This is a genomic window from Altererythrobacter xiamenensis, from assembly GCF_900177715.1.
GTDB classification, from domain to species: Bacteria; Pseudomonadota; Alphaproteobacteria; order Sphingomonadales; family Sphingomonadaceae; genus Erythrobacter; species Erythrobacter xiamenensis.
Genome location: NZ_FXWG01000003.1, coordinates 593,735 through 616,557 on the forward strand (window position 1 = coordinate 593,735; position 22,823 = coordinate 616,557).

General features: G+C 61.4%; 20 protein-coding genes and 1 tRNA gene. 18 read left to right on the plus strand and 3 right to left on the minus strand.

Features of this window, described 5'->3' with window-relative positions; translation table 11 throughout:
• Positions 1-34 precede the first annotated feature (34 nt).
• The 4 genes from proS (at position 35) to CCE89_RS13505 (ending at position 6,017) form a co-directional block, all read left to right on the plus strand.
• A complete protein-coding gene (gene proS, locus CCE89_RS13490) occupies positions 35-1,579 on the plus strand; it encodes a proline--tRNA ligase (RefSeq protein ID WP_086438567.1) in 1,545 nt (514 codons plus the stop codon).
• A 53-nt stretch (positions 1,580-1,632) separates the two neighbouring features.
• The gene (locus CCE89_RS13495; protein WP_086438568.1) at positions 1,633-3,051 is read left to right on the plus strand and encodes a M28 family peptidase; all 1,419 of its coding nucleotides are present in this window, start codon (positions 1,633-1,635) and stop codon (positions 3,049-3,051) included.
• Positions 3,052-3,138: 87 nt separating this feature from the next.
• Positions 3,139-5,445, plus strand: a complete 2,307-nt coding sequence (gene rnr / locus CCE89_RS13500) for a ribonuclease R (RefSeq protein WP_086438820.1) — start codon at positions 3,139-3,141, stop codon at positions 5,443-5,445.
• 56 nt (positions 5,446-5,501) lie between these two features.
• Positions 5,502-6,017, plus strand: coding sequence for a peroxiredoxin-like family protein (locus CCE89_RS13505; RefSeq protein ID WP_086438821.1), 516 nt, complete (start codon positions 5,502-5,504; stop codon positions 6,015-6,017).
• Here the strand turns inward: CCE89_RS13505 and CCE89_RS13510 are convergent.
• On the minus strand, positions 6,014-6,460 hold the full coding sequence (locus tag CCE89_RS13510) for a universal stress protein (RefSeq protein WP_086438569.1): 447 nt from the start codon (positions 6,458-6,460) through the stop codon (positions 6,014-6,016). The two genes, CCE89_RS13505 and CCE89_RS13510, sit on opposite strands and share 4 nt — an antisense overlap.
• Before the next feature lie 125 nt (positions 6,461-6,585).
• Between CCE89_RS13510 and CCE89_RS13515 the strand changes: the two genes are divergently transcribed.
• The 3 genes from CCE89_RS13515 to CCE89_RS13525 all read left to right on the plus strand — a co-directional run bounded on the left by CCE89_RS13515 (position 6,586) and on the right by CCE89_RS13525 (position 11,408).
• Positions 6,586-8,019 carry a 2-oxo acid dehydrogenase subunit E2 gene (locus CCE89_RS13515; protein WP_086438570.1) on the plus strand — a complete coding sequence of 478 codons (1,434 nt, stop codon included), beginning with the start codon at positions 6,586-6,588 and terminating at the stop codon, positions 8,017-8,019.
• A 40-nt stretch (positions 8,020-8,059) separates the two neighbouring features.
• Positions 8,060-9,475 carry a dihydrolipoyl dehydrogenase gene (lpdA, locus tag CCE89_RS13520; protein WP_086438571.1) on the plus strand — a complete coding sequence of 472 codons (1,416 nt, stop codon included), beginning with the start codon at positions 8,060-8,062 and terminating at the stop codon, positions 9,473-9,475.
• Between the two features lie 67 nt (positions 9,476-9,542).
• Entirely contained in the window at positions 9,543-11,408 is a 1,866-nt protein-coding gene (locus tag CCE89_RS13525; RefSeq protein WP_086438572.1) for a cation:proton antiporter domain-containing protein, read from the plus strand.
• Positions 11,409-11,433: 25 nt separating this feature from the next.
• On the opposite strand, the gene CCE89_RS13530 is transcribed toward CCE89_RS13525, so the two are convergent.
• Complete coding sequence (locus CCE89_RS13530; RefSeq protein WP_086438573.1) at positions 11,434-12,441, minus strand: putative bifunctional diguanylate cyclase/phosphodiesterase; 1,008 nt, start codon at positions 12,439-12,441, stop codon at positions 11,434-11,436.
• A 330-nt stretch (positions 12,442-12,771) separates the two neighbouring features.
• A tRNA-Ser gene (locus tag CCE89_RS13535) sits at positions 12,772-12,861 on the minus strand.
• A gap of 68 nt (positions 12,862-12,929) precedes the next feature.
• Between CCE89_RS13535 and CCE89_RS13540 the strand changes: the two genes are divergently transcribed.
• The 11 genes from CCE89_RS13540 (at position 12,930) to CCE89_RS15355 (ending at position 22,758) form a co-directional block, all read left to right on the plus strand.
• Positions 12,930-13,847, plus strand: coding sequence for an aminotransferase class IV (locus CCE89_RS13540; protein WP_086438574.1), 918 nt, complete (start codon positions 12,930-12,932; stop codon positions 13,845-13,847).
• On the plus strand, positions 13,844-14,578 hold the full coding sequence (locus CCE89_RS13545; RefSeq protein ID WP_234990086.1) for a sulfotransferase-like domain-containing protein: 735 nt from the start codon (positions 13,844-13,846) through the stop codon (positions 14,576-14,578). Before CCE89_RS13540 ends, CCE89_RS13545 begins: the two co-directional genes overlap by 4 nt.
• 80 nt (positions 14,579-14,658) lie before the next feature.
• Positions 14,659-15,684, plus strand: a complete 1,026-nt coding sequence (locus CCE89_RS13550) for a lytic murein transglycosylase (protein WP_200810354.1) — start codon at positions 14,659-14,661, stop codon at positions 15,682-15,684.
• Entirely contained in the window at positions 15,668-16,678 is a 1,011-nt protein-coding gene (locus tag CCE89_RS15550) for an SPOR domain-containing protein (protein ID WP_086438577.1), read from the plus strand. Before CCE89_RS13550 ends, CCE89_RS15550 begins: the two co-directional genes overlap by 17 nt.
• 36 nt (positions 16,679-16,714) lie before the next feature.
• Complete coding sequence (locus CCE89_RS13560; RefSeq protein ID WP_234990087.1) at positions 16,715-17,890, plus strand: D-alanyl-D-alanine carboxypeptidase family protein; 1,176 nt, start codon at positions 16,715-16,717, stop codon at positions 17,888-17,890.
• Positions 17,887-18,522, plus strand: a complete 636-nt coding sequence (gene tmk, locus CCE89_RS13565) for a dTMP kinase (protein ID WP_086438578.1) — start codon at positions 17,887-17,889, stop codon at positions 18,520-18,522. The genes CCE89_RS13560 and tmk overlap by 4 nt, the downstream gene beginning before the upstream one ends.
• Positions 18,522-19,484, plus strand: a complete 963-nt coding sequence (locus CCE89_RS13570) for a DNA polymerase III subunit delta' (protein WP_086438579.1) — start codon at positions 18,522-18,524, stop codon at positions 19,482-19,484. Before tmk ends, CCE89_RS13570 begins: the two co-directional genes overlap by 1 nt.
• A complete protein-coding gene (metG, locus tag CCE89_RS13575; protein WP_086438580.1) occupies positions 19,477-21,045 on the plus strand; it encodes a methionine--tRNA ligase in 1,569 nt (522 codons plus the stop codon). Before CCE89_RS13570 ends, metG begins: the two co-directional genes overlap by 8 nt.
• Positions 21,045-21,821, plus strand: a complete 777-nt coding sequence (locus CCE89_RS13580) for a TatD family hydrolase (protein WP_086438581.1) — start codon at positions 21,045-21,047, stop codon at positions 21,819-21,821. Before metG ends, CCE89_RS13580 begins: the two co-directional genes overlap by 1 nt.
• Positions 21,818-22,585 (plus strand): MBL fold metallo-hydrolase, encoded by a 768-nt coding sequence (locus CCE89_RS13585; protein ID WP_086438582.1) that lies wholly within the window; start codon positions 21,818-21,820, stop codon positions 22,583-22,585. The genes CCE89_RS13580 and CCE89_RS13585 overlap by 4 nt, the downstream gene beginning before the upstream one ends.
• Entirely contained in the window at positions 22,582-22,758 is a 177-nt protein-coding gene (locus tag CCE89_RS15355; protein WP_200810355.1) for a hypothetical protein, read from the plus strand. Before CCE89_RS13585 ends, CCE89_RS15355 begins: the two co-directional genes overlap by 4 nt.
• Positions 22,759-22,823: the final 65 nt, after the last annotated feature.

Here is a 22,823-nt window from a genome sequence, read left to right on the forward strand (position 1 = left end):
AGCCAGTTACTACGTTCGAAGAAAGCCAGTTTACGTGTCCAATATCCGCCACGCACTCTCCGTTAAGCGCGAAGACGATTTTGCCGCCTGGTACCAGGCTGTCATTTCAGAGGCCGATCTGGCCGAGGACTCGGGCGTTCGCGGCTGCATGGTCATCAAGCCGTGGGGCTACGGTATCTGGGAGCGCATCCAGCGCCTGATGGACGACCGGATCAAGGCTGCCGGCGTTCAGAACTGCTACTTCCCGATCTTCATCCCGCTCAAGAATTTCGAGCGCGAGGCGCAGCATGTCGAGGGCTTTGCCAAGGAAATGGCGGTGGTCACGCACCATCGCCTTATTTCAGACGGCAAAGGCGGGTTGGTTCCCGATCCCGAAGCGAAGCTGGAAGAGCCACTCGTCGTGCGCCCGACATCGGAGACGATCATCGGCGATGCGATGGCACGCTGGGTCCAGAGCTGGCGTGATCTTCCGCTGCTGACCAACCAGTGGGCGAATGTCGTGCGCTGGGAAATGCGCACCCGGATGTTCCTGCGCACCAGCGAGTTCCTCTGGCAGGAAGGCCATACGGCGCATGAGAACCGTGAGCAGGCCCAGGAAGAGACAATGCGTGCTCTCGAGATGTACCGCGCCTGTGTCGAAGAAGATCTCGCTCTTCCGGTCATCACCGGCGAGAAGCCGGAGAACGAGCGCTTTCCTGGCGCTGTCGAAACCTGGTCGATCGAGGCGATGATGCAGGATGGCAAGGCGCTGCAGGCTGGCACCTCGCACTATCTCGGCACCAATTTCGCTCAGGCTGCGGGCATCAAATATCAGGACCGCGAAGGCACGGAGCAGCTCTGCCACACAACCAGCTGGGGCACCTCCACCCGCATGATCGGTGGCGTGATCATGACGCATGGCGATGATGACGGGTTGCGCGTTCCGCCGCGCATTGCGCCGCATCAGGTGGTCATTTTGCCGATGCTGCGCGACAAGCCCGAGGACGAAGCGCTGCTCGCCTATTGCGAGGAAGTGTGCGCCGGGCTCGCCAAGCAGTGGAGCATGGGCGAGCCCCTCCGTGTGCTGCTCGACAAGCGCCCGGGCAAGGCAGCCGGCAAGCGTTGGGACTGGGTACGCAAGGGCGCGCCGCTGATCGTCGAGGTCGGATCGCGCGACATGGAAGGCGGCAAGGTCGCGTTGATCCGTCGCAGCGACCTGTGGAACCTCGAGAACGGCAAGACCAATTTCGACTTCACCGACCGCGATGCGTTCATCGTAGAGGCGCCTGCCATGCTCGAACAGATCCAGCAGGACATGTTCGAAGAAGCGCGCGAGCGGCGCGATGCGAATATCAAGCGCGGCGTTACCTCGATGGAGGAGGTCGCTGCGTTCTACAGTGCGGAGACCAAGTATCCGGGCTGGCTCGAAGTGCAGTGGTCCAAGCCGACCGGCGATGCGCTCGAAAAGGTGGTCGAGACGCTCAAGGCGCACAAGCTGACGATCCGCAATGTTCCGATGAATGCGGAAGCCGTCGACGGTACCTGCATCTTCACCGGTGAACCAGCGGTTGAGCGGATCCTGATCGCCAAGGCGTACTAGTCGCCCACTACCGAGTACTTGAGTTTGCTGCGCGGGAAGCGCAACAGGGGGTCATGACAAAGCTCCTCCTTCTTGCCTCGCCCCTCGCCGTCGCCATTGCCGCCCCGCTGGCGGCGCAGGACCATCCCGCCGATAATGTCTCCGAAGAACGCCTGCGCGCCGATATCGACACGCTGGTCGGCTTCGGAACGCGTCACACCTTGTCCGAACAGGATAATCCGGAGCGCGGGATCGGGGCTGCGGTCGACTGGGGCCTTGCCGAGTTCGGACGTATCTCCGCGAGTTGCGGAGGCTGCCTCGAGGTGGTCGCGCCAGAAACGACTGTCGAAGGTCGCCGGATTCCCACACCGACCCGGCTGCGGAATGCGGTTGCCATTCAGCGCGGCACCGAGCGCCCGAGCGAGGTCGTGATCGTGCAGGGACATATCGACAGCCGCGTGAGCGATCCGCTCGACTGGCAGAGCGATGCGCCGGGCGCGAACGACGATGGCTCCGGTACGGCGCTCACGATCGAAGCGGCGCGCGTGCTGTCGCAAAAGCGCTATCCGACCACGATCATTTACGCGCTGCTGTCGGGCGAAGAGCAAGGTCTCTACGGCGGTCAGCTGATGGCCGACTGGATCGAGAGCCAGGGCTATACCGTCAAGGCGGTCTTGAACAACGACATCGTCGGTGGAAGCTGCGGCTCCGACGGCTATTGCGATCCCGACCATGTTCGGGTCTTCTCCGAAGGGCCACGCGCCGATTTGACCGACGAAGTGCGGGCAGCGCAGCGCCGTAACGGCGGCGAAAACGATGCGCCGGGACGCAACCTCTCACGCTGGCTCGATGGCCTCGCGGAGAGCACCGAGAACAGCATCGACGTGCGCCAGATCTGGCGAACGGACCGGATGGGACGCGGGGGCGACCAGATACCTTTCCTCGAGAAAGGCTATCCGGCTGTCCGTATCACCGTCGCGGTCGAGGATTACGAGCACCAGCACCAGGACCTGCGCACCGAAGATGGCACGGTCTATGGTGATACGTCGGACGAGATGGACTTCGCCTATCTTGCGAAGGTTACCCAATTGAACGTGCGCGCGCTGGACCGGCTCGCAGGTCTGCCGATGCCGCCCGCGCCAAAGGCCGAAGCGGCCGTGAGCACCTCCACAGAAGTGACTTGGGCGCCGGTCGAGGGTGCGGCAAGCTACAAGGTCTGGCTCCGCCGCACTGACGCAACCGGGTGGAACCCGGAGCCGGTTTCGACCATCGACGCGAATACTGGCCAGGCTGCTGCCGCGGCGCAAAGCAGCGGCTCGGATAGTGAGTTCGGGGTGGATGCAGTCGGCGTGGAGTTCATCGGTCTTCGCGGCGACGACTGGATCTTCGGGGTCAGCTCCTGCAACGCTGCGGGTGACTGCGGACCTGTGGCCAGCGCGGTTCCTGCAGGCGCCTTCGCACCTATTCCGCCGGCAGAGGATGACAGCAAGTAAGCGCGTCCCCATATGGCGCGCATGACAAAACAGAATAATCAGAACAAAACGAAGAAATCGCGACGTCCGCAAGGCCGCACGACCGGCATGCCGTCGAAAGAACAGATACTCGAATTCATCCAGACCTCCGACAAGCCCGCCGGAAAGCGGGAGATTGCGAAGGCGTTTGGCCTCAAGGGTCAGGAAAAGATCGCCCTCAAGCGTGTGCTCAAGGACATGGCCGAAGAGGGGATGATCGACGGGAAGAAGACTGCCTATCACCGGCTTGGCGGCCTGCCGAAGGTCACTGTACTCAAGGTCGTCGAGATCGAAGATGGCGAGGCGATTGCCGAACCGGAAAACTGGGCGCCCGATGCACCGGGCAAGCCGCCCCGCATCATCATGAAGGAGCAGCGCGGGAAGGGCGGCAAGAGCGGCAAACCCATGGCGGCGCTCAAGCGCGGCGACCGGGTGCTTTCGCGCACAGAGGAAACCGACAACGGGTGGATCGCCCATCCGATGAAGAAGCTGCCAGCCCGGACCGAAGGGCTGATGGGCGTGGTCGAGCTCGACGGCAGCGGCAAGGCCTGGCTCGCGCCGGTCGACAAGCGTATCCGCAATTCCTCTCCTATCGCCGATCTTGGCGGGGCTGAGGAAGGCCAGCTGGTCCTCGCCGAACGCGTCGGACGCTCCGAGCGATCGGGCGTGAAGGTCGTCGAAGTCGTGGGCGATCCGCTTGCCCCCAAGAGCTTCAGCCTCATCGCTATTGCCAAGCACGGCATTCCGCATGTCTTCCCGCAAGAAGCGATTGAAGAGGCGCAGAACGCCACCGAACTGACGCTGAGCGAGGACAAGCGCGAGGATCTGCGCAATGTCCCCATCGTTGCCATCGATCCCGCCGACGCGCGCGACCATGACGATGCGATCTGGGCCGAGCCCGACGGCAAGGGCGGCTTCAACGCGCTGATCGCGATCGCCGACGTGAGCTATTACGTCCGCCCCGGTGGCGCGCTCGACCGCGAGGCGCGCAAACGCGGAAACTCGGTCTATTTTCCCGACCGTGTCGTGCCGATGCTGCCCGAAGTTCTTTCGGCGGACGTTTGTTCGCTGCGAGAGGGCGAGGACCGCGCGGCGATGGCCTGCCACATCCATGTCTCGGCAGAGGGCAAGGTCACTAGCTGGCGCTTCACGCGAGCGATCGTGCGGATCCATCACAACATTGCCTATGAGGATGCGCAGGCGGCGATCGATGGCGATGAAACGCCCGATTACCTCACTCACCTCTGGGCATGCTGGAAAGCGCTCGCCAAGGCGCGGCACGAACGCGACCCGCTCGAACTGGAAATCCCCGAGCGGCGCGTCCAGCTCGATGACGAGGGCAGGATCGCAGAGATTGCCGTGCGCGAACGCCTCGACGCGCACCGGGTGGTCGAGGACTTCATGATTGCGGCCAATGTCGCGGCGGCCAAGGCGCTCGAGGCCAAGACCGCGCCGGTGGTCTACCGCGTCCATGAGCCGCCTAGCCGCGAGAAGCTGATCGCGCTTCGCGACTACCTCGCCACGATGGACCGCAAGATGGCGCTCGGCCAGGTTATCACGCCGAGCCTGTTCAACCGCATGCTAAAGGATGTCAGCGACGAGGCGGAAAAGGTCCAGGTCATGGAGGCCGTGCTGCGAACGCAATCGCAGGCCTATTACGGTCCAGCAAACGCTGGCCACTTCGGGCTTTCGCTTGGCTCATACGCGCATTTCACTTCGCCCATCCGGCGCTATTCGGACTTGCTGGTTCACCGTGCGCTGGTCGATGCCTACGGCCTGGAGCAACCAAAGCCGACTGCAAAACTCGACCTCCCGGAGGCGACCGGCCTTGCCGACCGCGACCGGCAGAACCTGCAAACCATTACCGACGCCATTAGCCAGACCGAGCGCCGCGCAATGGAGGCAGAGCGCGACACGATAGATCGCTATGTCGCTGCATGGCTTTCGGGCCGTGTCGGGGAGGTGTTCGACACCCGCATTACCGGTGTGCAGGCCTTCGGCTTCTTCGCGACGATCATGGGGCTGGGCGGGGACGGCCTTGTCCCAGTCTCGACGCTCGGCCGTGAATATTTCCGCTATGACGAGGCGGCGCAGGCGCTGATCGGTGAAGATAGCGGCACGCGCTTTGCTTCGGGTGACCGGCTGAAGCTCAAGCTGGCCGAATCCAACGCGCTTACAGGCGCTCTCAAGTTCGAGCCGGTCGATGCCGATGGCAATGCGATCGAACCGCGCGGCAACCGGCCAGCATCACGACGCGGCCCTCCCAAGGGAGGCGCGAAGGGCGGGCCGAAAACCGGCCCGAAAAAGGGCAAGTACCAGACCGGCAAGCGCGGTCGACCGGGCAACATCCGCCATCAGGGACGAAAGAAGCGATAGCGGCAGCAATCGGAACAGCGTCGCTCCTTCCTCATTGATTGGGAAAGGAGAATTTCATGCTCAAGCCCGGCCAGCCGGTACCCGATCTCGATCTGCCCCTCACTATCGATGCGCGCTTCGAATTGTCGAAGCAAAGCCCCGATGCGTTCACCATGCTAGTTTTCTATCGTGGCAAGCATTGCCCGATCTGCAAGTCATACCTGCAGGAACTGGGTGGACGGCTCGATGACTTCACCCAGCGCGGCGTCAATGTGTTCTCGATCTCAATGGACGAGGCCGACCGCGCACAGGTTGCCCATGAGGAGTGGGAGACGCACGACCTTCCTATCGCCCATTCCCTTAATGAGGAGACGGCCCGGAAATGGGGTCTCTATATTTCGGAAAAGCGTGCGGACAGCGATGAGCCCGACAAGTTCTCGGAACCCGGCCTCTTCCTGATCAAACCCGATATGACGCTGCACTTTGCGGTCGTCCAGAACGCGCCCTTCACGCGGCCCTCGCTCGACGAGCTGATCAAGGGCATCGATCACACGCTGAACAACGGATATCCGACGCGCGGAACGCTGACCTAGGAATGGTTTTCCGGCTCGTCGTAACCCTCGGGTACGATGTAGAGCGGACAGGGCAGGTTTCCGGCATTGTCGGAGAAGTGCTGAACCAGCGGCCCGGGGTGATTGCCTGAGGCCGCACCCAAGACCAGCGCTGCCACCTCCGAGTGATCGGAGAGGAATTGCGCGACCAGCTTCTGCCCACCGCCGACCATTACTGTTATCGACGGCATGATACCGCTCTCGCTGAACAGATTTCCGGCTGCGCTATGCGCCAGCATTTCGGCACGGTCGTGCGCTTCCTGCTCGATCGTCGCCTGGACGGCGCCAAACGCGCTGACGTTCTGTTGTGCGACCAGCGCGAGTATATGAACCGCACCGTCGACCGCAGCCGCCCGACGGGATGCGAAGCGCAAGGCGCTGCGCGCCTCCTTCGTCTCGTCCATGATCACCAAGAATGTGCGCATCGGGTCCCCTCGTCCATGACTATCATATCTGCTGAAATCGTATTCTTCGCAAGAACCTTGCCGCGCGCTTGTGTATAGGCCAGAGGCATGACGCTACGTAACGCTGCAAGGGGTATCGCCTGACAATGCCGATCGAAATCAAGATGCCAGCCCTCTCGCCGACCATGGATGAAGGCACGCTCGCCAAATGGCTGGTCAAGGAAGGAGACCAGGTTTCGGCAGGCGATATCATGGCCGAGATCGAGACCGACAAGGCGACGATGGAGTTCGAAGCGGTCGATGAAGGCACCATCGCGAAGATCCTTGTCGAAGAAGGCACGGAGAATGTCGCGGTCGGCGCAGTCATCGCAATGCTGGCCGAAGAGGGTGAGGACGTGAGCGACGTAAGCGCGCCTTCCGGTGATTCGGAAGCGGCTCCCGCTCCATCGCCAACTCCTTCGCCAGCGCCTGCTCCTGCAGCGAGCGATGGTCCGCCCGCCACACCGAGCGCGCGCAAGCTGGCTCAGGAGAAGGGTGTCGATCTCAATTCGATCGAAGGCACCGGCCCGGGCGGTAAGATCACCAAGGACGATGTCGAGAATGCGCCGGGTGGCTCTGCACCTGCGAGCCCCGCTGCATCGCCTGCACCGGCCCCGGCGGCCTCCGATGCCTCGTCGGGCGAGCGCATCATCGCCTCGCCGCTCGCCAAGCGGATTGCCGAGCAGAAGGGCCTCGACCTTTCGACCATCAAGGGCAGCGGGCCCAATGGCCGTATCGTCAAGGCTGACGTCGAAGACGCCGAACCGGGTGCGGCTCCAGCCAAGGAAGCTGCTGCGCCTGCACCAGAAGCGGCGCCTCCCACGCCTTCGGTCACGCCCGAGGATGGCGGTGCACCTTACGAGGAACAGAAGCTCAACAATGTCCGCAAGGTCATTGCGCGCCGCCTGACCGAAGCGAAGCAGCAGGTTCCGCATATCTACCTCACCGTGGACGTGCGGCTCGATGCGCTGCTCAAGCTGCGCAAGGAACTCAATGCCTCGCTCGAGGCGGATGGCGTCAAGCTTTCGGTCAACGACCTCATCATCAAGGCGCTCGCCCGCGCGCTGCAGCGTGAACCGCAGTGCAACGTCAGCTTCCAGGGCGATGTGATGCACCAGTATTCGCGTCAGGATATCTCCGTCGCGGTCGCTGCACCTTCGGGCCTGATTACTCCGATCATCAAGGATGCCGGGCGCAAGGGCCTCGCCGAAATCTCGACCGAGATGAAGGAGCTTGCGGGCAAGGCGCGCGACGGCAAGCTGCAGCCGCACGAGTACCAGGGCGGAACAGCCTCGCTCTCCAACCTCGGCATGTTCGGCACCAAGCAGTTCGACGCAGTCATCAACCCGCCGCAGGGCATGATCCTCGCGGTCGGTGCGGGCGAGCAGCGGCCCTATGTGGTCGACGGCGCGCTGCAGGTTGCGACGGTGATGAGTGTCACAGGCAGCTTCGACCACCGCGCGATCGACGGCGTGGACGGCGCGAAGCTGCTCGACCAGTTCCGCTCGCTGATCGAGAACCCGATGGGGCTGGTGGTCTAAGTCGCCGCCGCGAAAATAACTAGAATCCCACGAGGAAATAATGGCTGACAATTCCTACGACGTCATCGTTCTCGGCTCCGGCCCCGGCGGCTATGTCGCGGCGATCCGCTGTGCGCAGCTTGGCCTGAAGACCGCGATAGTCGAGCGCGAGCTGCTCGGCGGCATCTGCCTCAACTGGGGCTGTATCCCGACCAAGGCGCTGCTGCGCTCGGCCGAGATCAAGCACTACATGGACCACGCCAAGGATTACGGCCTCACGGTCGCGGGCGAGATCGAGGCGGACCTCGAAGCGGTGGTGAAGCGCAGCCGCGGCGTCGCCAAGCAGCTCAATCAGGGCGTCACGCATCTGATGAAGAAGAACGAGATCACGGTGCACATGGGGGAGGGGACGTTGACCGGCCCGACCAGCCTCGCCGTGAAGGGCGAGAAGGGCGAGGAGAAGCTCACCGCCAAGCACGTAATCGTCGCCACCGGCGCCCGCGCGCGCGACCTGCCGTTCGCTCCTGCCGACGGCAAGCGTATCTGGACCTATCGCACCGCGATGACCCCGCCCGAAATGCCCAAGAAGCTGCTCGTGATCGGCAGCGGCGCAATCGGCATCGAGTTCGCCAGCTTCTACAACGACATGGGCGCGGATGTGACCGTTGTAGAAATGCTCGACCGGGTGGTGCCGGTCGAGGACCACGAGGTTTCGGCGTTCCTCGAAAAGTCGCTGACCAAGCAGGGCATGACGATCATGACCGGTGCTGGCGTCGAGGATATCAAGGCCTCGGACAAGGTCGTGAAGGCAAAGATCAAGGGGAAGGACGGCAAGACCGCCGAACACGACTTCACTCATTGCATCGTCGCCATCGGCATTCAGCCCAATACCGAGAACATCGGTCTCGAGAAACTGGCCGAAATGGATCGCGGCTTCATCCAGATCGATCCCTATGGTCGCACGAAGTCGAAGGGCCTTTGGGCGATTGGCGACTGCACGCCGGGGCCTTGGCTGGCGCACAAGGCAAGTCACGAGGGCGTAACCGCTGCCGAGGCTATCGCGCAGGAACTCGGCAACACGGACGTCCACCCGCACCCGCTCGACCGCAACAACATCCCGGGTTGCACCTATAGCCATCCGCAGGTCGCCTCGGTCGGCATGACCGAGAAGGCGGCGAAGGAAGCGGGATACGAGCTCAAGGTCGGCAACTTCCCCTTCATCGGCAATGGCAAGGCCATCGCTCTGGGCGAGGCCGAAGGCTTCATCAAGACCGTGTTCGATGCGAAGACCGGCGAACTGCTCGGTGCTCATATGATCGGCGCCGAAGTGACAGAGCTGATCCAGGGCTATGTCGTTGGCAAGCAGCTGGAGACGACCGAGGCAGAGCTGATGCAGACGGTCTTCCCCCATCCCACGCTATCGGAGATGATGCACGAAAGCGTACTGGGGGCTTATGGCCGGGCTCTGCACATCTGATACACTCGAGGAGTGACCTGCGAAGCATGGGCTATCCTCGATCGCCAATAACGCGTAGCTGCTAGCGATGGCCGGTCTCCTCCTCCTTGCGTTCGTGCTGCTGGTCGCAATGGTCGTCGCAGTGCCGCTTGCCTCCCGTTTCGGTCTGGGATCGGTCCTGGGATACCTCCTCGCGGGAACCGCGCTGTCGCCCCTGCTCAGGACGCTTGGCGTCGATGTCGAGGGGCTACAGCGGTTTTCCGAGTTCGGCGTCGTGATGATGCTGTTCCTAATCGGGCTGGAGCTCGAACCCAAGAAGCTGTGGCAGATGCGCAAGCGGCTGGTCGGTTTGGGCGGCGGGCAGGTGCTTGTCACGACGCTGCTCTTTGCCGCTATTGCGTACTTTACCGAGTACAACTGGAAAACGGCGATCGCCATCGGGATGGTGCTGGCGCTGTCCTCGACCGCGATCGTCCTTCAGACCTTGCAGGAAAAAGGCTGGATGCGGACCGAGGGCGGAGAATCCGCGTTTTCGGTCCTGCTGGTTCAGGACATCGCGATCATCCCGATGCTCGCGCTTCTCCCGCTGCTCGCCATGCCGGAGCTGGCTTCCGCGGCTGGATCGGCGGGGGAGGGGCACGATGGCGGCCATGGCGGCCTCAACCTCGTTGAAGGCTATCCCGCCTGGATACAGGCGATCGTCACGCTTGCGGCAGTGGGGCTGATCGTTCTGGCGGGTACCTATCTTACGCATCCGGTCTTCCGGCACATCGCGGGTGCGAAGCTGCGGGAGTTGTTTACCGCCGCCGCGCTGATGTTCGTTATCGGTATCGCCTTGCTGATGCAGTTCGTCGGACTTTCACCGGCGCTGGGCACCTTCGTTGCGGGTGTGGTCCTCGCCAACAGCGAATATCGCCACGAGTTCGAAGCCGATATTGCGCCGTTCAAGGGCATCCTGCTTGGCCTGTTTTTCATCACCGTCGGCGCGGGTATAGATTTCGGTTTGGCGCAAGAGCAATTCGGCGAAGTCCTGTTCTGGACCGCAATCGTCATCGTCAGCAAAATCGCGATCCTATTCATCCTGGGCAGGATGTTCGACGTGCAGGGCGAAGATCGCTGGCTGTTCGCGCTTTCCCTCGCTCAGGCGGGCGAGTTCGGTTTCGTTCTGGTTGCGGCAGCGGTCGGCGCGTCAGTTTTCGGACGTGAATTGGCCGACTTGCTGCTGCTTGTCATTGCCTTTTCAATGTTGATCACGCCCCTGCTCTTCATCATTCACGAGAAGCTCGTGAGACCGCGTTACGAAGGCGCGCAACGGCGCAAGGCAGATGCAATCGAGGAAAAGAACGACATCATCCTGGCCGGCCGCGGGCGCGTCGGCGGGATCATCGACCGGATGCTCACGGCGGCCGGATACAACGCGACAGTGATCGACTACGACAGCCGCCAGATCGAGATCGTCCAGAAATTCGGCATGCAATCCTATTTCGGTGATGCCACGAGGCCGGACCTTCTGGAATCTGCGGGAATTGCCGAGGCCCGTTTGTTGATCGTGGCGCTGGACGACAAGGACCAGATCGACAAGCTCGTACGATATGCGCGCAAGAACTTTCCCGACCTGCATTTGATCGCGCGCGCCATCGACCGTGATCATGTCTATAAACTATGGTCGTTGGGCTGCCGCGATATCATTCGCGAGACCTACGACGCTTCACTCAGAATGGGTCGGTCTGCCTATGTGGCGCTGGGTCATGAGCCCAGCGAAGCGCAGGAAATGACCGATACCTGGGAGGAAACCGACCGCAAATCGATGCGCGAAGTTGCCGAGCTCTATGTCGAGGATCTGCCCGCCTGGGAGAATGAGGAATTGATGGAGCGGATCCGCGAGTTGCGCAAGGAATGGGATCCGAAACTTCGGGCGCAAATGGAAGAGATTATCGGTCGCGAGAGCAGCTGACGTATTCGCGGAAGGTCTTGCGGTTTCAGGCGACCTTGCGCTGTTCGGTCACTTCTACGGATTTCCGGAGACATTCCGAAGCCGTCTGCGGATATCCGAAGTGGAAGCCCTGAAACAGGGTAGAGCCAAGCTCTGCAAGCACGCTAGCCTGCTCTTCATATTCCATGCCCTCTGCAACGACATCGATCTTGAGCGATCGCGCGAGCGACACGATCGCAGTCACGATTGCCTTGCTCTTGATCGAACCAGCTGCAGCCGACTGGACGAAGTCACGATCGATCTTGATCATCGCGAAGTACATCCGCTCGATGTAATTGAGCGAGGAATAGCCGCGCCCGAAATCATCGAGGGCAAGCGATACCCCAAGCTCATGCAGGCTCATGAGGAGAGCTTCCAACTGCTCGTCCATTTCGAGCACGATCGACTCCGTCAATTCGAGCACGAGACGGTCGGCTGCCAGACCACTCGACGCCAGAGCCTCGACGACGGTAGCGAGGAACTCTCCTTGCGATAGTTGCAGGCTCGAGACATTGACCGTGAGCTTGATATCTTCGGGCCATTGCGCGGCATCGCTACAGGCCTTGCGCAGGATCCACGCACCCAGTTGTTCGATCAGCAGCGACTCTTCCGCGATTGGAATGAATACGCTCGGCGGTACCAGTCCGCGCTCGGGATGCTCCCAGCGCATCAGCGCTTCATAACAGGCGACTGACTGACCATCCGGTCGCACGATGGGCTGGTAGGAGATGGACATCTGGCCATTTTCCAGGGCGTTCGCCAAATCGCCGCGGAGGTTGGAGCGTTCTTCCAGCTTTGAGCGCATGGCTTCCCGGTAAACCGCATGCGTGCCGCGCCCCCGGTTCTTGGCTTCGTAGAGCGCGAGATCGGCGTTGGTCATGAGCGCGCTGGTGCTCGTCCCATCACCTGTGACTGCGGCAATCCCAACCGATGCGCCCACATTCATCTCGTGATTGTCGATGAAGTAGGACTCGCTGACCTTGTCGATAAGGCTGGTTGCGATTTCGCGAGCCATTTCAAGTATCGTTGGTGACGCCAAAAACGCCCTCCAGATGAGCCTCACATACGCACGAGCAATCGCCGTTCGGTTGATCCGATTGGTTAAGATATTAGGAATTGCGGGATCAGTAGAAAAAGCACCGATATCCGGCCATTCGAAGAGAAACAGCGCAGGAGACCGGTAGGGGAGGTAAAGTTTCGGTAAACGGCCCACACCCGAGCTGGCTCGGAAAAAAATAACTTTTGGGCAGGATTTACATCTTCGACCGTCAGCAAGGCCGCACGACAGCTTGATTCGTCGCGCTTCCGTTCAACTACCGGGTTTGCTGCGGTTTTCGGATATACGTGGCGGACAGGGTGGGATTCGAACCCACGAAGGGCTTGCACCCTTGCCGGTTTTCAAGACCGGTGCATTCAACCGCTCTGCCACCTGTCCGCTCGTCGCGCTCGCTAGCGCGGGAAGGCGCTATTGTCACCAGCCCAAACGGCCCTACAAATCGAAAAATGGGTAAGGGGACACATGAATACGCGGCCGATCCGCGTAACGAGACCATTCTGATCAACGTCAATGGCGAGCTGGTGCCACGCGCCGAGGCAGTCGTGTCGGTCTTCGATAGCGGCTTCATGCTGGGGGACGGCGTATGGGAAGGGCTGCGGCTTCACAGGGGCAAAGTTGCCTTCCTGGATGCCCATCTCGACCGGCTTTACGAAGGCGCCAAGACGATCGCGATGGACATAGGGCTTACCCGCGAAGAATTGAGGGCGCGGCTCGACGAAACGGTCGACGCCAATGGAATGCGCGGCGAAGAGGGCGTTCATATCCGTCTGATGGTGACGCGCGGAATCCGCTCGACCCCCTACCAGGATCCGCGAGTGGTTATCTCGCCTGCGACGATCGTCATGATCCCGGAGTACAAGGCACCGCTGCCCTCGGTCATCGAGGACGGAGTCCGGCTGTTTACGGTTCATGTACGTCGCGGTGACCCTGCGGTACAAGACCAGAAACTTAATTCCCATAGTAAGCTCAACTGCATAACGGCCTGTATTCAGGCAATTAATGCGGGCGCAGACGAAGCGTTGATGCTCGATCCGCAAGGGTTTGTGGCGACCTGCAATTCGACCCATTTTTTCATCGTGAGAAAAGGGGAAGTGTGGACCTCCAGCGGGGATTACTGCCTCGGCGGCATCACGCGCGCCAATGTCATCCGTGTCTGCCGCGAGGAGGGCATACCAGTGTTCGAAAAGAACTTCTCGCTCACCGATGTCTACGGCGCGGATGAGGCCTTCGTGACGGGCACTTTCGCAGGTGTCGTGCCGGCAACCGAAGTCGACGGCCGGAAGTTAACCGAGGGCAGGGGGCCGATGGTCGAGCGCTTGCAGGGGCTCTACAAGGCCCTGATGGACCGGGACGTCGCAGCGTGAGCGAAGCTATCCGGATTGCGATGTGGTCGGGGCCGCGCAACATCTCGACCGCGATGATGCGCAGTTTCGGCGCGCGACAGGACTGCGCGGTGTCGGACGAACCCTTTTATGGTGCATTCCTGAAGGCGAGCGGCGAAGCGCACCCGATGGCGGCAGAGACGATCGCCGACATGGATTGCGACTGGCATAGCGTGACGAAGACGCAATCGGGCCCTGTGCCGGGCGGTAAGCCGGTATGGTATCAGAAGCACATGCCTCACCATATGACCGGGCCGGTCAGCATTTCCGACTTCCCCGATCATCGGCACGCCTTCCTGATCCGTGCGCCCGAGCGTGTCGTCGCAAGCTATCGCGCAAAGAACGAGCTGCGAGAGCCCGAGATGCTCGGCTTTGCCAGGCTGCGCAGCTATTTCGAGGCGGAGCGCGAACGTTCCGGACGTACCCCACCGGTGGTCGATTCAGATGATATCTTGCGCGATCCTGCAGGTGTCTTGTCGAAACTGTGCGAGGCTCTGGGCATTCGATGGGATCCGGCCATGCTCGCATGGGAAAAGGGGCCTCACCCGGAAGACGGCATCTGGGGTGTGCACTGGTACGACAAGGTGAACGCTTCCACCGGATTTGGCGATCCGCCCGGTCCCTTACCCGAACTCGACGGCGTTTATCGCGACGTCGCGGAGGCATGCCGGTCCGATTACGAGGCGCTCAAGGCGCATGCGATCAGGAACTAGGTTGGCAAAAGAGGCATTTAATCGAAAAATCGCCAATCCAGTCATTGGAGTTTCATCCACGAGATGACACAATGCTTGCCATGACCTTGAAACGCCTTGCTCTTTCGCTTGCCGGTTTCGCCAGCGCAATCTCCGCCGCACCTGTCGCAGCGCAGGGGCAGGACATGTCCTTCGACGCCTATATGCAGCTGCTGATCGCGCGCGCTCGGGCAGAGGGTGTCAGCGAGACGACTATTCTCAGGATGACGAGCGATCTCACGCCGAATTATCGCGTCATCGAGCTGGACCGCGGCCAACCCGGCACACCCACGCAATCGGGTTATCCGCCGCTCGATAATTACATCTCGCGTCACGTCGACACTGCCCGGATCAGTGGTGGGCGCAGCGTCTATCGCGGCGAGCGTTCGACGCTTTCCCGCATCGAGAATGAATACGGCGTACCGGCTGAAATCATCGTTGCCATCTTCGGACACGAAACAGCTTATGGGCGAGTGAAGGGCGGGTTCGACCTCTCGCGCTCTCTTGCAACCCTTGCATGGGAAGGCCGCCGCCGGGAGCTTTTCTCCAGCGAATTCGTCAATCTGCTCAAGGTTGCTGACAAAGGCTATCCGCGCTCGATGCTGGTTGGCAGTTGGGCTGGCGCGTTCGGCAATCCGCAATTCCTGCCGAGCGTCTATCTGCGCCTCGCAAAGGACGGCGATGGTGACGGGCGCGCCAATATCTTCTCCAATAGCGCCGACACATTCGCGTCCATCGCCAACTATTTCCGCGACGCGGGTTGGCGTTCCGGGCAACCTTGGGGAGTACGGGCCTATGTACCCGCCGGTTTCGATGTCGATCGGTACAAGACGAAACTGAATGCGCAAGTCTGCCCGCGCGTCCACGAACGCCATAGCCAGTGGAAAACTGTGCGCGAGTGGCGTGAACTCGGGATTCAACCTCAGCGGCAGCTGGGCGACGACGTGATGGCAAGCCTGTTCCAGCCCGATGGGCCTGGCACTCCTGCCTGGCTGTTAACCGCAAATTATCGGGTCATCCTCGAATATAACTGCTCGAATTACTACGCGATGAGTGTGGGATTGCTTGCAGATGAGATTGCCCAATGAGTTCCTTCCACGCCTGTTTGCGCTCGCGCTGACAGCACCTCTCGCCGCCTGCGGCGTGCTGGGCGGGGGTGAGCGACCAAATTCCGCTATTTCCGTGAATGAGAACAATGCTGAGGGCCTGGCATCGACGGGTCCGGAAGCCGACTACCCCGTAGTGATCGGCGATCCCTTTACCGTTGACGGCGTGGAATATGTCCCCGCAGACAGCTGGAACTATGATGAGGTCGGCTATGCCGTGCTTGATGCTGGCAGTGGCGGGATTACCGCCGCTCACCGCACGCTGCCCCTGCCGAGCTATGTCGAGGTCACGGCGCTGGACTCGGGCAAGACCGCTCTGGTCCGCGTGGAGAGACGGGGCCCGATGTCAGGTCCGAGCCTCATGGCCCTTTCGCCCGATGCGCTTGTCCAGATCGGTGCGAAAGATGGTGACGCAGTCCGGGTGCGCCGGGTCAATCCGCCCGAGGTCGAGCGCGCCGCACTGCGCGCCGGCGAACGCGCGCCAGACCGGCTCGAAACACCGCAATCCCTGCTGGTCGTTCTGAAGCGCAAGTTGCCGGAAAGCGGGTCAGCCAGCCTCGCGCTGTCGAAGAAGCCTGTTCCAGCGCCGGCGGAGCCGGGTGTGAGTGACGCGGCGGAGGATGCGCCAGAGGCTGCTCCCGCCATCGCCGGCGCACTGCCGATTGATGCAGAGGTGGGCAAATCGGCTTTGGTGGCGGCGCCCACTGTGAATGAGCTTCCGAAACCGGAGCCAGCAAAAGATGCTCCGCCAAGGACAGAGCTCTCTGCGAAAAAGCTCGTGGTCCAGGCAGCAGCCTTTGCGAGTGAAGCCAATGCCAGGCGGGCAGCTGACGCACTTGGCGGTTTCGTTGTGCCGGGTGGCAAGTTTTATCGTGTGCAGACAGGGCCCTTTACAACCCGTGGACAGGCCAATGCCGCGCTCGCCAAGGTCAAGGCTGCCGGTTATAGCGATGCACGAGTCGCCAACGCGGGCTGACTGATTGCAGCTCCCCGCGCCTGAGGGAGCTTTCAATTGCGTTTTATCGGAGCATGTCTGGCAGCGGTATTCGCGGCAATTGCTCCTGCGTCCTTGGCTCAAACGCAGGCTTCGCAGGTTGACGAGGCTGCGCCTGCCCCACCGACGGCCGAGCAGGCGCCCATCGCGCTGCTGGTCGATGCGACGAGCGGGCAAGTCCTGCACGAACGCAATGCCGACCGGCGTTTTGTACCTGCTTCGATCACCAAGACGATGACCGCCTATGTCGCTTTCGAGCTGCTGGAAGAGGGCGCGCTCGATCCCCGTCAGACCTTCGCGGTTCGACCTGAAACTTTCCGCGAATGGAGCGGGAAGGGTTCGACCATGTTTCTCCCCGCCGATGCAAGACCCACAGTAGCGGAACTGCTGATGGCCATCATGAATATCTCGGCCAATGATGGCTCGATCGTGCTGGCTGAAGGCGCGGCGGGCTCGGTGCCGCAGTGGACCGGGATGATGAATGCCAAGGCGCGAGAGCTCGGCATGACAAACAGTCACTTCCACTCACCCAATGGCTGGATGGACGAGGGGAAGACATTCGTCAGCGCCCGGGACCTGGCGCGGTTGGCGAGGGCGCTGATATTGCGCCACCCCCAGCGCTATCGCACGTTTATCGGTAACGAGGGTTTCAGCTACAACGGGATCGCACAACCCAATCACGATCCGTTGATCGGACGGGTCGAAGGGGCCGACGGTATCAAGACCGGCTTCACGAACGAGGCGGGAAATGGCTTCCTCGGCTCGGTCGAGCGGAACGGTCGACGCCTGATAATGGTAATCGCCGCGGCCGACAGCGCGCGTGTTCGCAACAATGCGGCGCGTGATTATATCGAATGGGGCTTTGGCAATTTCAGTCACCGGACGCTCTTTGCTCGCGGCTCGACAGTCGGGACTGCACGCGTCCAGAATGGCGAAGCGCGCCATGTGGACTTGATTCCGCTTGCCCCCATTTCTGTGTCTGTTCCGAGAGGATCTGACCCGGAAGTCTCGCTCCGGATCCGTTATGAGGGGCCGCTCAAGGCGCCGATCGCGGAGGGTGACCGGGTGGCCATGCTAGAGCTGGAGGTCGAAGGAATGCCGACCTCGCAAATCCCGCTTGTGGCGGCAGAGGAAGTCGCCGAGGCGGGGATACTCGACCGGTTCTGGAACGGTATCGCGGGCTGGTTTTCATGAGCCGCGGGAAGTTCATTGCGCTTGAAGGCGGCGAGGGCGCGGGCAAATCGACGCAGGCCCGGCTGCTGGCCGACGCTCTTGAGGCGCGGGGCATCCCGGTTGTCTCCACGCGCGAGCCGGGCGGAACGCCGGGTGCAGAAGCGATCCGCTCTCTCCTTCTCGATCCTCCGGGGCAGGGATGGGGCGCCGAGGCTGAGGCGCTGCTCTTCGCTGCGGCCCGATCTGACCACGTGGCGAAGCTGATCCGCCCGGCCCTGGAACGCGGCGACTGGGTGCTGTCGGACAGGTTTGTCGATTCAAGCCGCGCATATCAGGGCGGGGCAGGTGCTTTAGGTGACGAGGCGATTGTCACTCTGCATGAAATCGGCAGCCAAGGCTTACGGCCAGACCTCACCCTTTTGATCGAGGCTGATGAAGCCCGAGTTGCCGAACGTTTGGCCGTTCGCGATGGTGACCAGTCCGACGCGATCGGCGGGCGCGACGGCGATTACCACCGCGCGGTTGCAGCCGCCTTCAGGCGCTATGCGGAAGCCGATCCGCAAGGGTTTGCCGTGATCGATGGTTCAGGCTCGCCGGAAGAGGTCCACCAACGCATCATGCAGGCGCTAAATCCGCTTTTGGGGTCGGCCTGATGGAATGGCCGAACCATACCGAGGCCTGGCGGGCGTGGCGCGAAGCTCTGTCGGGACACCGCATGCACCATGCCTGGCTGTTTGCTGGCAAGGCAGGTCTCGGAAAGCACGACTTTGCCCTGGCTGCCGCGCGCGAGCTCGTGAGCGAGGATGGAATTGCGCAGCCCGAAGGTGCCCATCCCGATATCCTCGTGCTGACCTACCTCCCCAAGGACGAGAAGGAGGAGAAAAAGCGTGAAGAGGGCAAGCCCTACGAGACCAAGCGCAGCATCTCGGTCGCACAAATTCGCCAGATGCAGCAGCGGCTTAACACGCGCCCGACGCTCGGATCGCGCCGCGCCGTCATCATCGATCCGGCGGACGACATGGAGCGGGGCGCATCCAACGCTTTGCTCAAGAGCCTTGAAGAGCCGCCGCAGGGCACGTTTTTCCTTCTGGTAACCCATCGCCCGGCGCGCCTGCTTCCGACGATCCGGTCGCGGTGTCGCCTGTTGCGCTTTCCGACGATTGGCGCTGACCAGATCGAGCGTCTCCTCGCGCAAGAGGCGCCGCAGGCGAGCGCGCCCGACCGTGCTGCTGCAATCGCCGCTGCAGGCGGGTCTTTCGGAAGCGCGCTCAATTTCCTCGAAATGGACCTGGGCGAGGTGGCGAATGCGCTGCGCAGTCTGCTTGCAGAGCCCGATACGACTTTCGAACAGCGCGGCCGACTGACGAAGGCCATCGGACCGCGCCCAGATCGCAACCGCATTCAGGCGATACTCGAACTGGCGAGGGCACTGGTGGCCGAGCAAGCAGCTACCGCGACGCCTCAAACGCGGCCCGGACTGGTCGAAACGCATGCCGCGCTGGTCGAACTTGCGGGCCAGGCCCCGACCTACAACTTTGACGCCGGTTTGCTGGTGGGCGAGATTGGCGGCTTGCTTGCACGCGCGACGGAGGCTAGCGAGCGCGCCAATGTCTGAGCCTTTCTATATCACCACCGCGATCAATTATCCCAATGGTCGTCCGCATATCGGCCATGCCTATGAGGGGATCGCCACCGACGCAATGGCGCGCTTCCAGCGCCAGATGGGGCGCGACGTGCGCTTCGTCACCGGAACCGACGAACACGGCCTGAAGATGGATCAGACCGCACGCAAGCTGGGTCGTAAGACAATTGACCTGGCCGACGAAATGTCGGGCTATTTCCGTGAGATGGCGGACAAGCTCAACCTGTCTTATGACGATTTCGTCCGCACGACAGAGCCACGCCATCATGCCGGGAGCCTAGAGCTGTGGCGCCGCATGGAGGCCAATGACGACCTCTATCTCGACCGCTATGAAGGCTGGTATTCGGTTCGCGACGAGGCTTTTTACGATGAGAGCGAACTGGTCGAAGGGGAAGGGGGCGAAAAGCTCTCGCCACAGGGCACGCCTGTCGATTGGACTGCCGAGGAAACCTGGTTCTTCCGGCTTTCCAAATATCAGGACAAGCTGCTCGCGCTCTACCGCGACAATCCCGATTTCATCCGGCCCGAAAGCCGCCGCAACGAAGTCATGCGTTTCGTCGAAGGCGGCCTCAAGGATCTGAGCGTTTCGCGCACCAGTTTCGACTGGGGTGTGCCCGTGCCCGATTCCGAAGGACACGTCATGTATGTCTGGGTCGATGCGCTCACGACCTACATGACCGGTGTCGGCTTTCCCGATACGCAAGGGGAGATGTTCCAGCGGTACTGGCCGGCGGACATCCACATGATCGGCAAGGATATCGTACGTTTCCACACGGTCTACTGGCCCGCATTCCTGATGAGCGCCGACTTGCCGCTCCCGAAGCAGGTTTTCGGACATGGTTTCCTGCTCGCTCGCGGCGGCGAGAAGATGAGCAAGAGCGCCGGTAACGTCGTCGATCCAATGGCCCTCGCCGAGCAGTTCGGCGTCGACAATTTGCGCTATTTCTTCATGCGCGAAATCGCCTTCGGCCAGGACGGCAGTTATTCGCCCGAAGCCATCGTGACGCGGGCCAATGCCGAGCTCGCCAACAGCTTCGGCAATCTCGCACAGCGCACGTTGTCGATGATCGCGAAGAACATGGACGGTGCGCTGGAGGATTTCGAACCTGCCGAGGAAGACAAGGCACTCCTGCAGACCGTGCTTAACGCGAGTTCCAAGGGGCTGCCGGAAGCATTTGAAAAGCTGGCTTTTTCAGTCGGGATCGAAGAATGGATCCGGGCGGTCTATGCCTGCAACCAGTATGTCGACGAACAAGCACCCTGGACGCTACGCAAGACCGACTTCGAACGGATGAAAGTCGTGCTGCAGACGCTGTTCCTCGCCCTGCGCGATCTGGCGATCGCGATCCGCCCGGTTGTGCCGGAAAAGGCGGACGCGTTGCTCGATCAGTTGGGTATCGCCGGCGATGCCCGCAATTACGCCGATCTCGCCGATGATGGCTGGTACAAGCGCCTGGTCGAGACAGGCTTTACCGTTGGCAAGCCCACGCCGATCTTCCCGCGGCTCGAACTCCCGGAGAATGAGGCTGCCTGATGCTTATCGATAGCCACTGCCATCTGGAGTACAAAGGGCTCGTCGATGATCAGGACGGCGTTCTGGCCCGGGCGCGCGAAGCCGGGGTAGGGGGTTTCCTCAATATCTCGACCCGCCAGAGCGAATGGGACCAGGTCGTGGGCACGGCCGAGCGCGAAAGCGATGTGTGGGCCAGTGTCGGCATCCATCCGCACGAGGCCGATGGTCATGCCGACCTCGGCGCAGAAGTGCTGCGCAAGGCGACAGAGAACCCCCGCGTCATAGCGATCGGGGAAACCGGGCTCGATTATTATTACGACAATTCGGAACGCGAGACGCAAAAGGATCTGTTCCGGATGCACATCGGTGTGGCGCGCGATACGCAGCTGCCGCTCATCATCCACACGCGCGATGCCGAGGATGACACCTTCGCAATTCTTGCGGACGAAATGGAGAAGGGCGCATTCCCGGCTCTGATCCATTGCTTCACGGCCTCCGAAGAGTTCGGGCGCAAGGTTCTCGATCTTGGCCTCACGATCTCGCTTTCCGGCATCGTGACGTTCAAGAACGCCAAGGAACTGCAGCAAGTGGCGAAGCAGGTTCCTGCCGAGCGATTGCTGGTCGAGACCGACAGTCCGTTTCTGGCACCGGTTCCGCACCGCGGGCGCCCTTGCGAGCCGGCTTTCGTGGCCGACACTGCGCAATTCGTGGCGGAGCTGCGCGACGAGCCGCTCGACAAACTGGCCGAGCAGACCACCGCCAATTTCTTCAAGCTGTTCAGCAAGGCATCGCTTTGAAGGTATTGCTTCTCGGATCTGGCACATCGACTGGCGTGCCGCGCATTGGAAACGATTGGGGCGATTGCGATCCGAACGAGCCGCGTAACCGCCGCACCCGCGTCTCGATCATCGTAGAGAGCGATGAAGGCAAGCGCCTGCTCGTCGACACGTCGACCGATCTGCGGCGTCAATTGCTCGATAATGATATCGGCAGTGTCGATGGCGTGTTCTGGACGCACGATCATGCCGATCATTGCCATGGCATCGATGATTTGCGGGTGATGCGCTATGGGCGCGGTGGACCCCTGCCGGGGTTCGCTTCGGAAGATGCCGCATATCGCCTTCGTCAGCGCTTCGGCTATGTCTTTGCTGGACAGCACGGATATCCGACCATCGTTTCGCTGGAAGTTCTTGATAGATTGCGGCTTTTTGCAGGGTTCGGGGTCGAATGGTGCCAGATGCCGCATGGTCCCGGTGAAACCACCGGATACCGTTTCGAGGCCGATGGCAAGTCTATCGCCTATGCCACTGATTATAGTGCGATAACCGATGAGATGGTCGAACTGTATGAAGGCGTCGACGTTCTTGTGAGCGACTGCCTTCGACGCGATCCGCATCCGACACATGCGCATTTGGCAATGGCGATGGAGCTTGCCGAGCGCTGCGGAGCCGGCAAGCTTGTTCTGAGCCATCTCGACAAGAGCATGGATTACGCGTCATTGTGCGAAGAGACGCCGGACAATGTCATTGTCGGCTATGACGGTTTGGAGGTTGTAGCATGAACAGCGAAACTCAATGGGTACAGATCATTGCGCTGCTTGGTTGGTTGATCCTCGTTGGCGGTGCGCTGGCTTCCTACAAACTGAGTTGGGGCAAGGCAGCCAAGCTGGCGCTGACCTGGCTGGCGATCTTTGTCGGGGTCTTCGTTTTGTTTGACCTCGTAAGAGGGGGCTGAAACCTCACTCGCGACCATACTCGTATTTAACATAATATAGATTATCATACTAAGGTTCGAGTTTC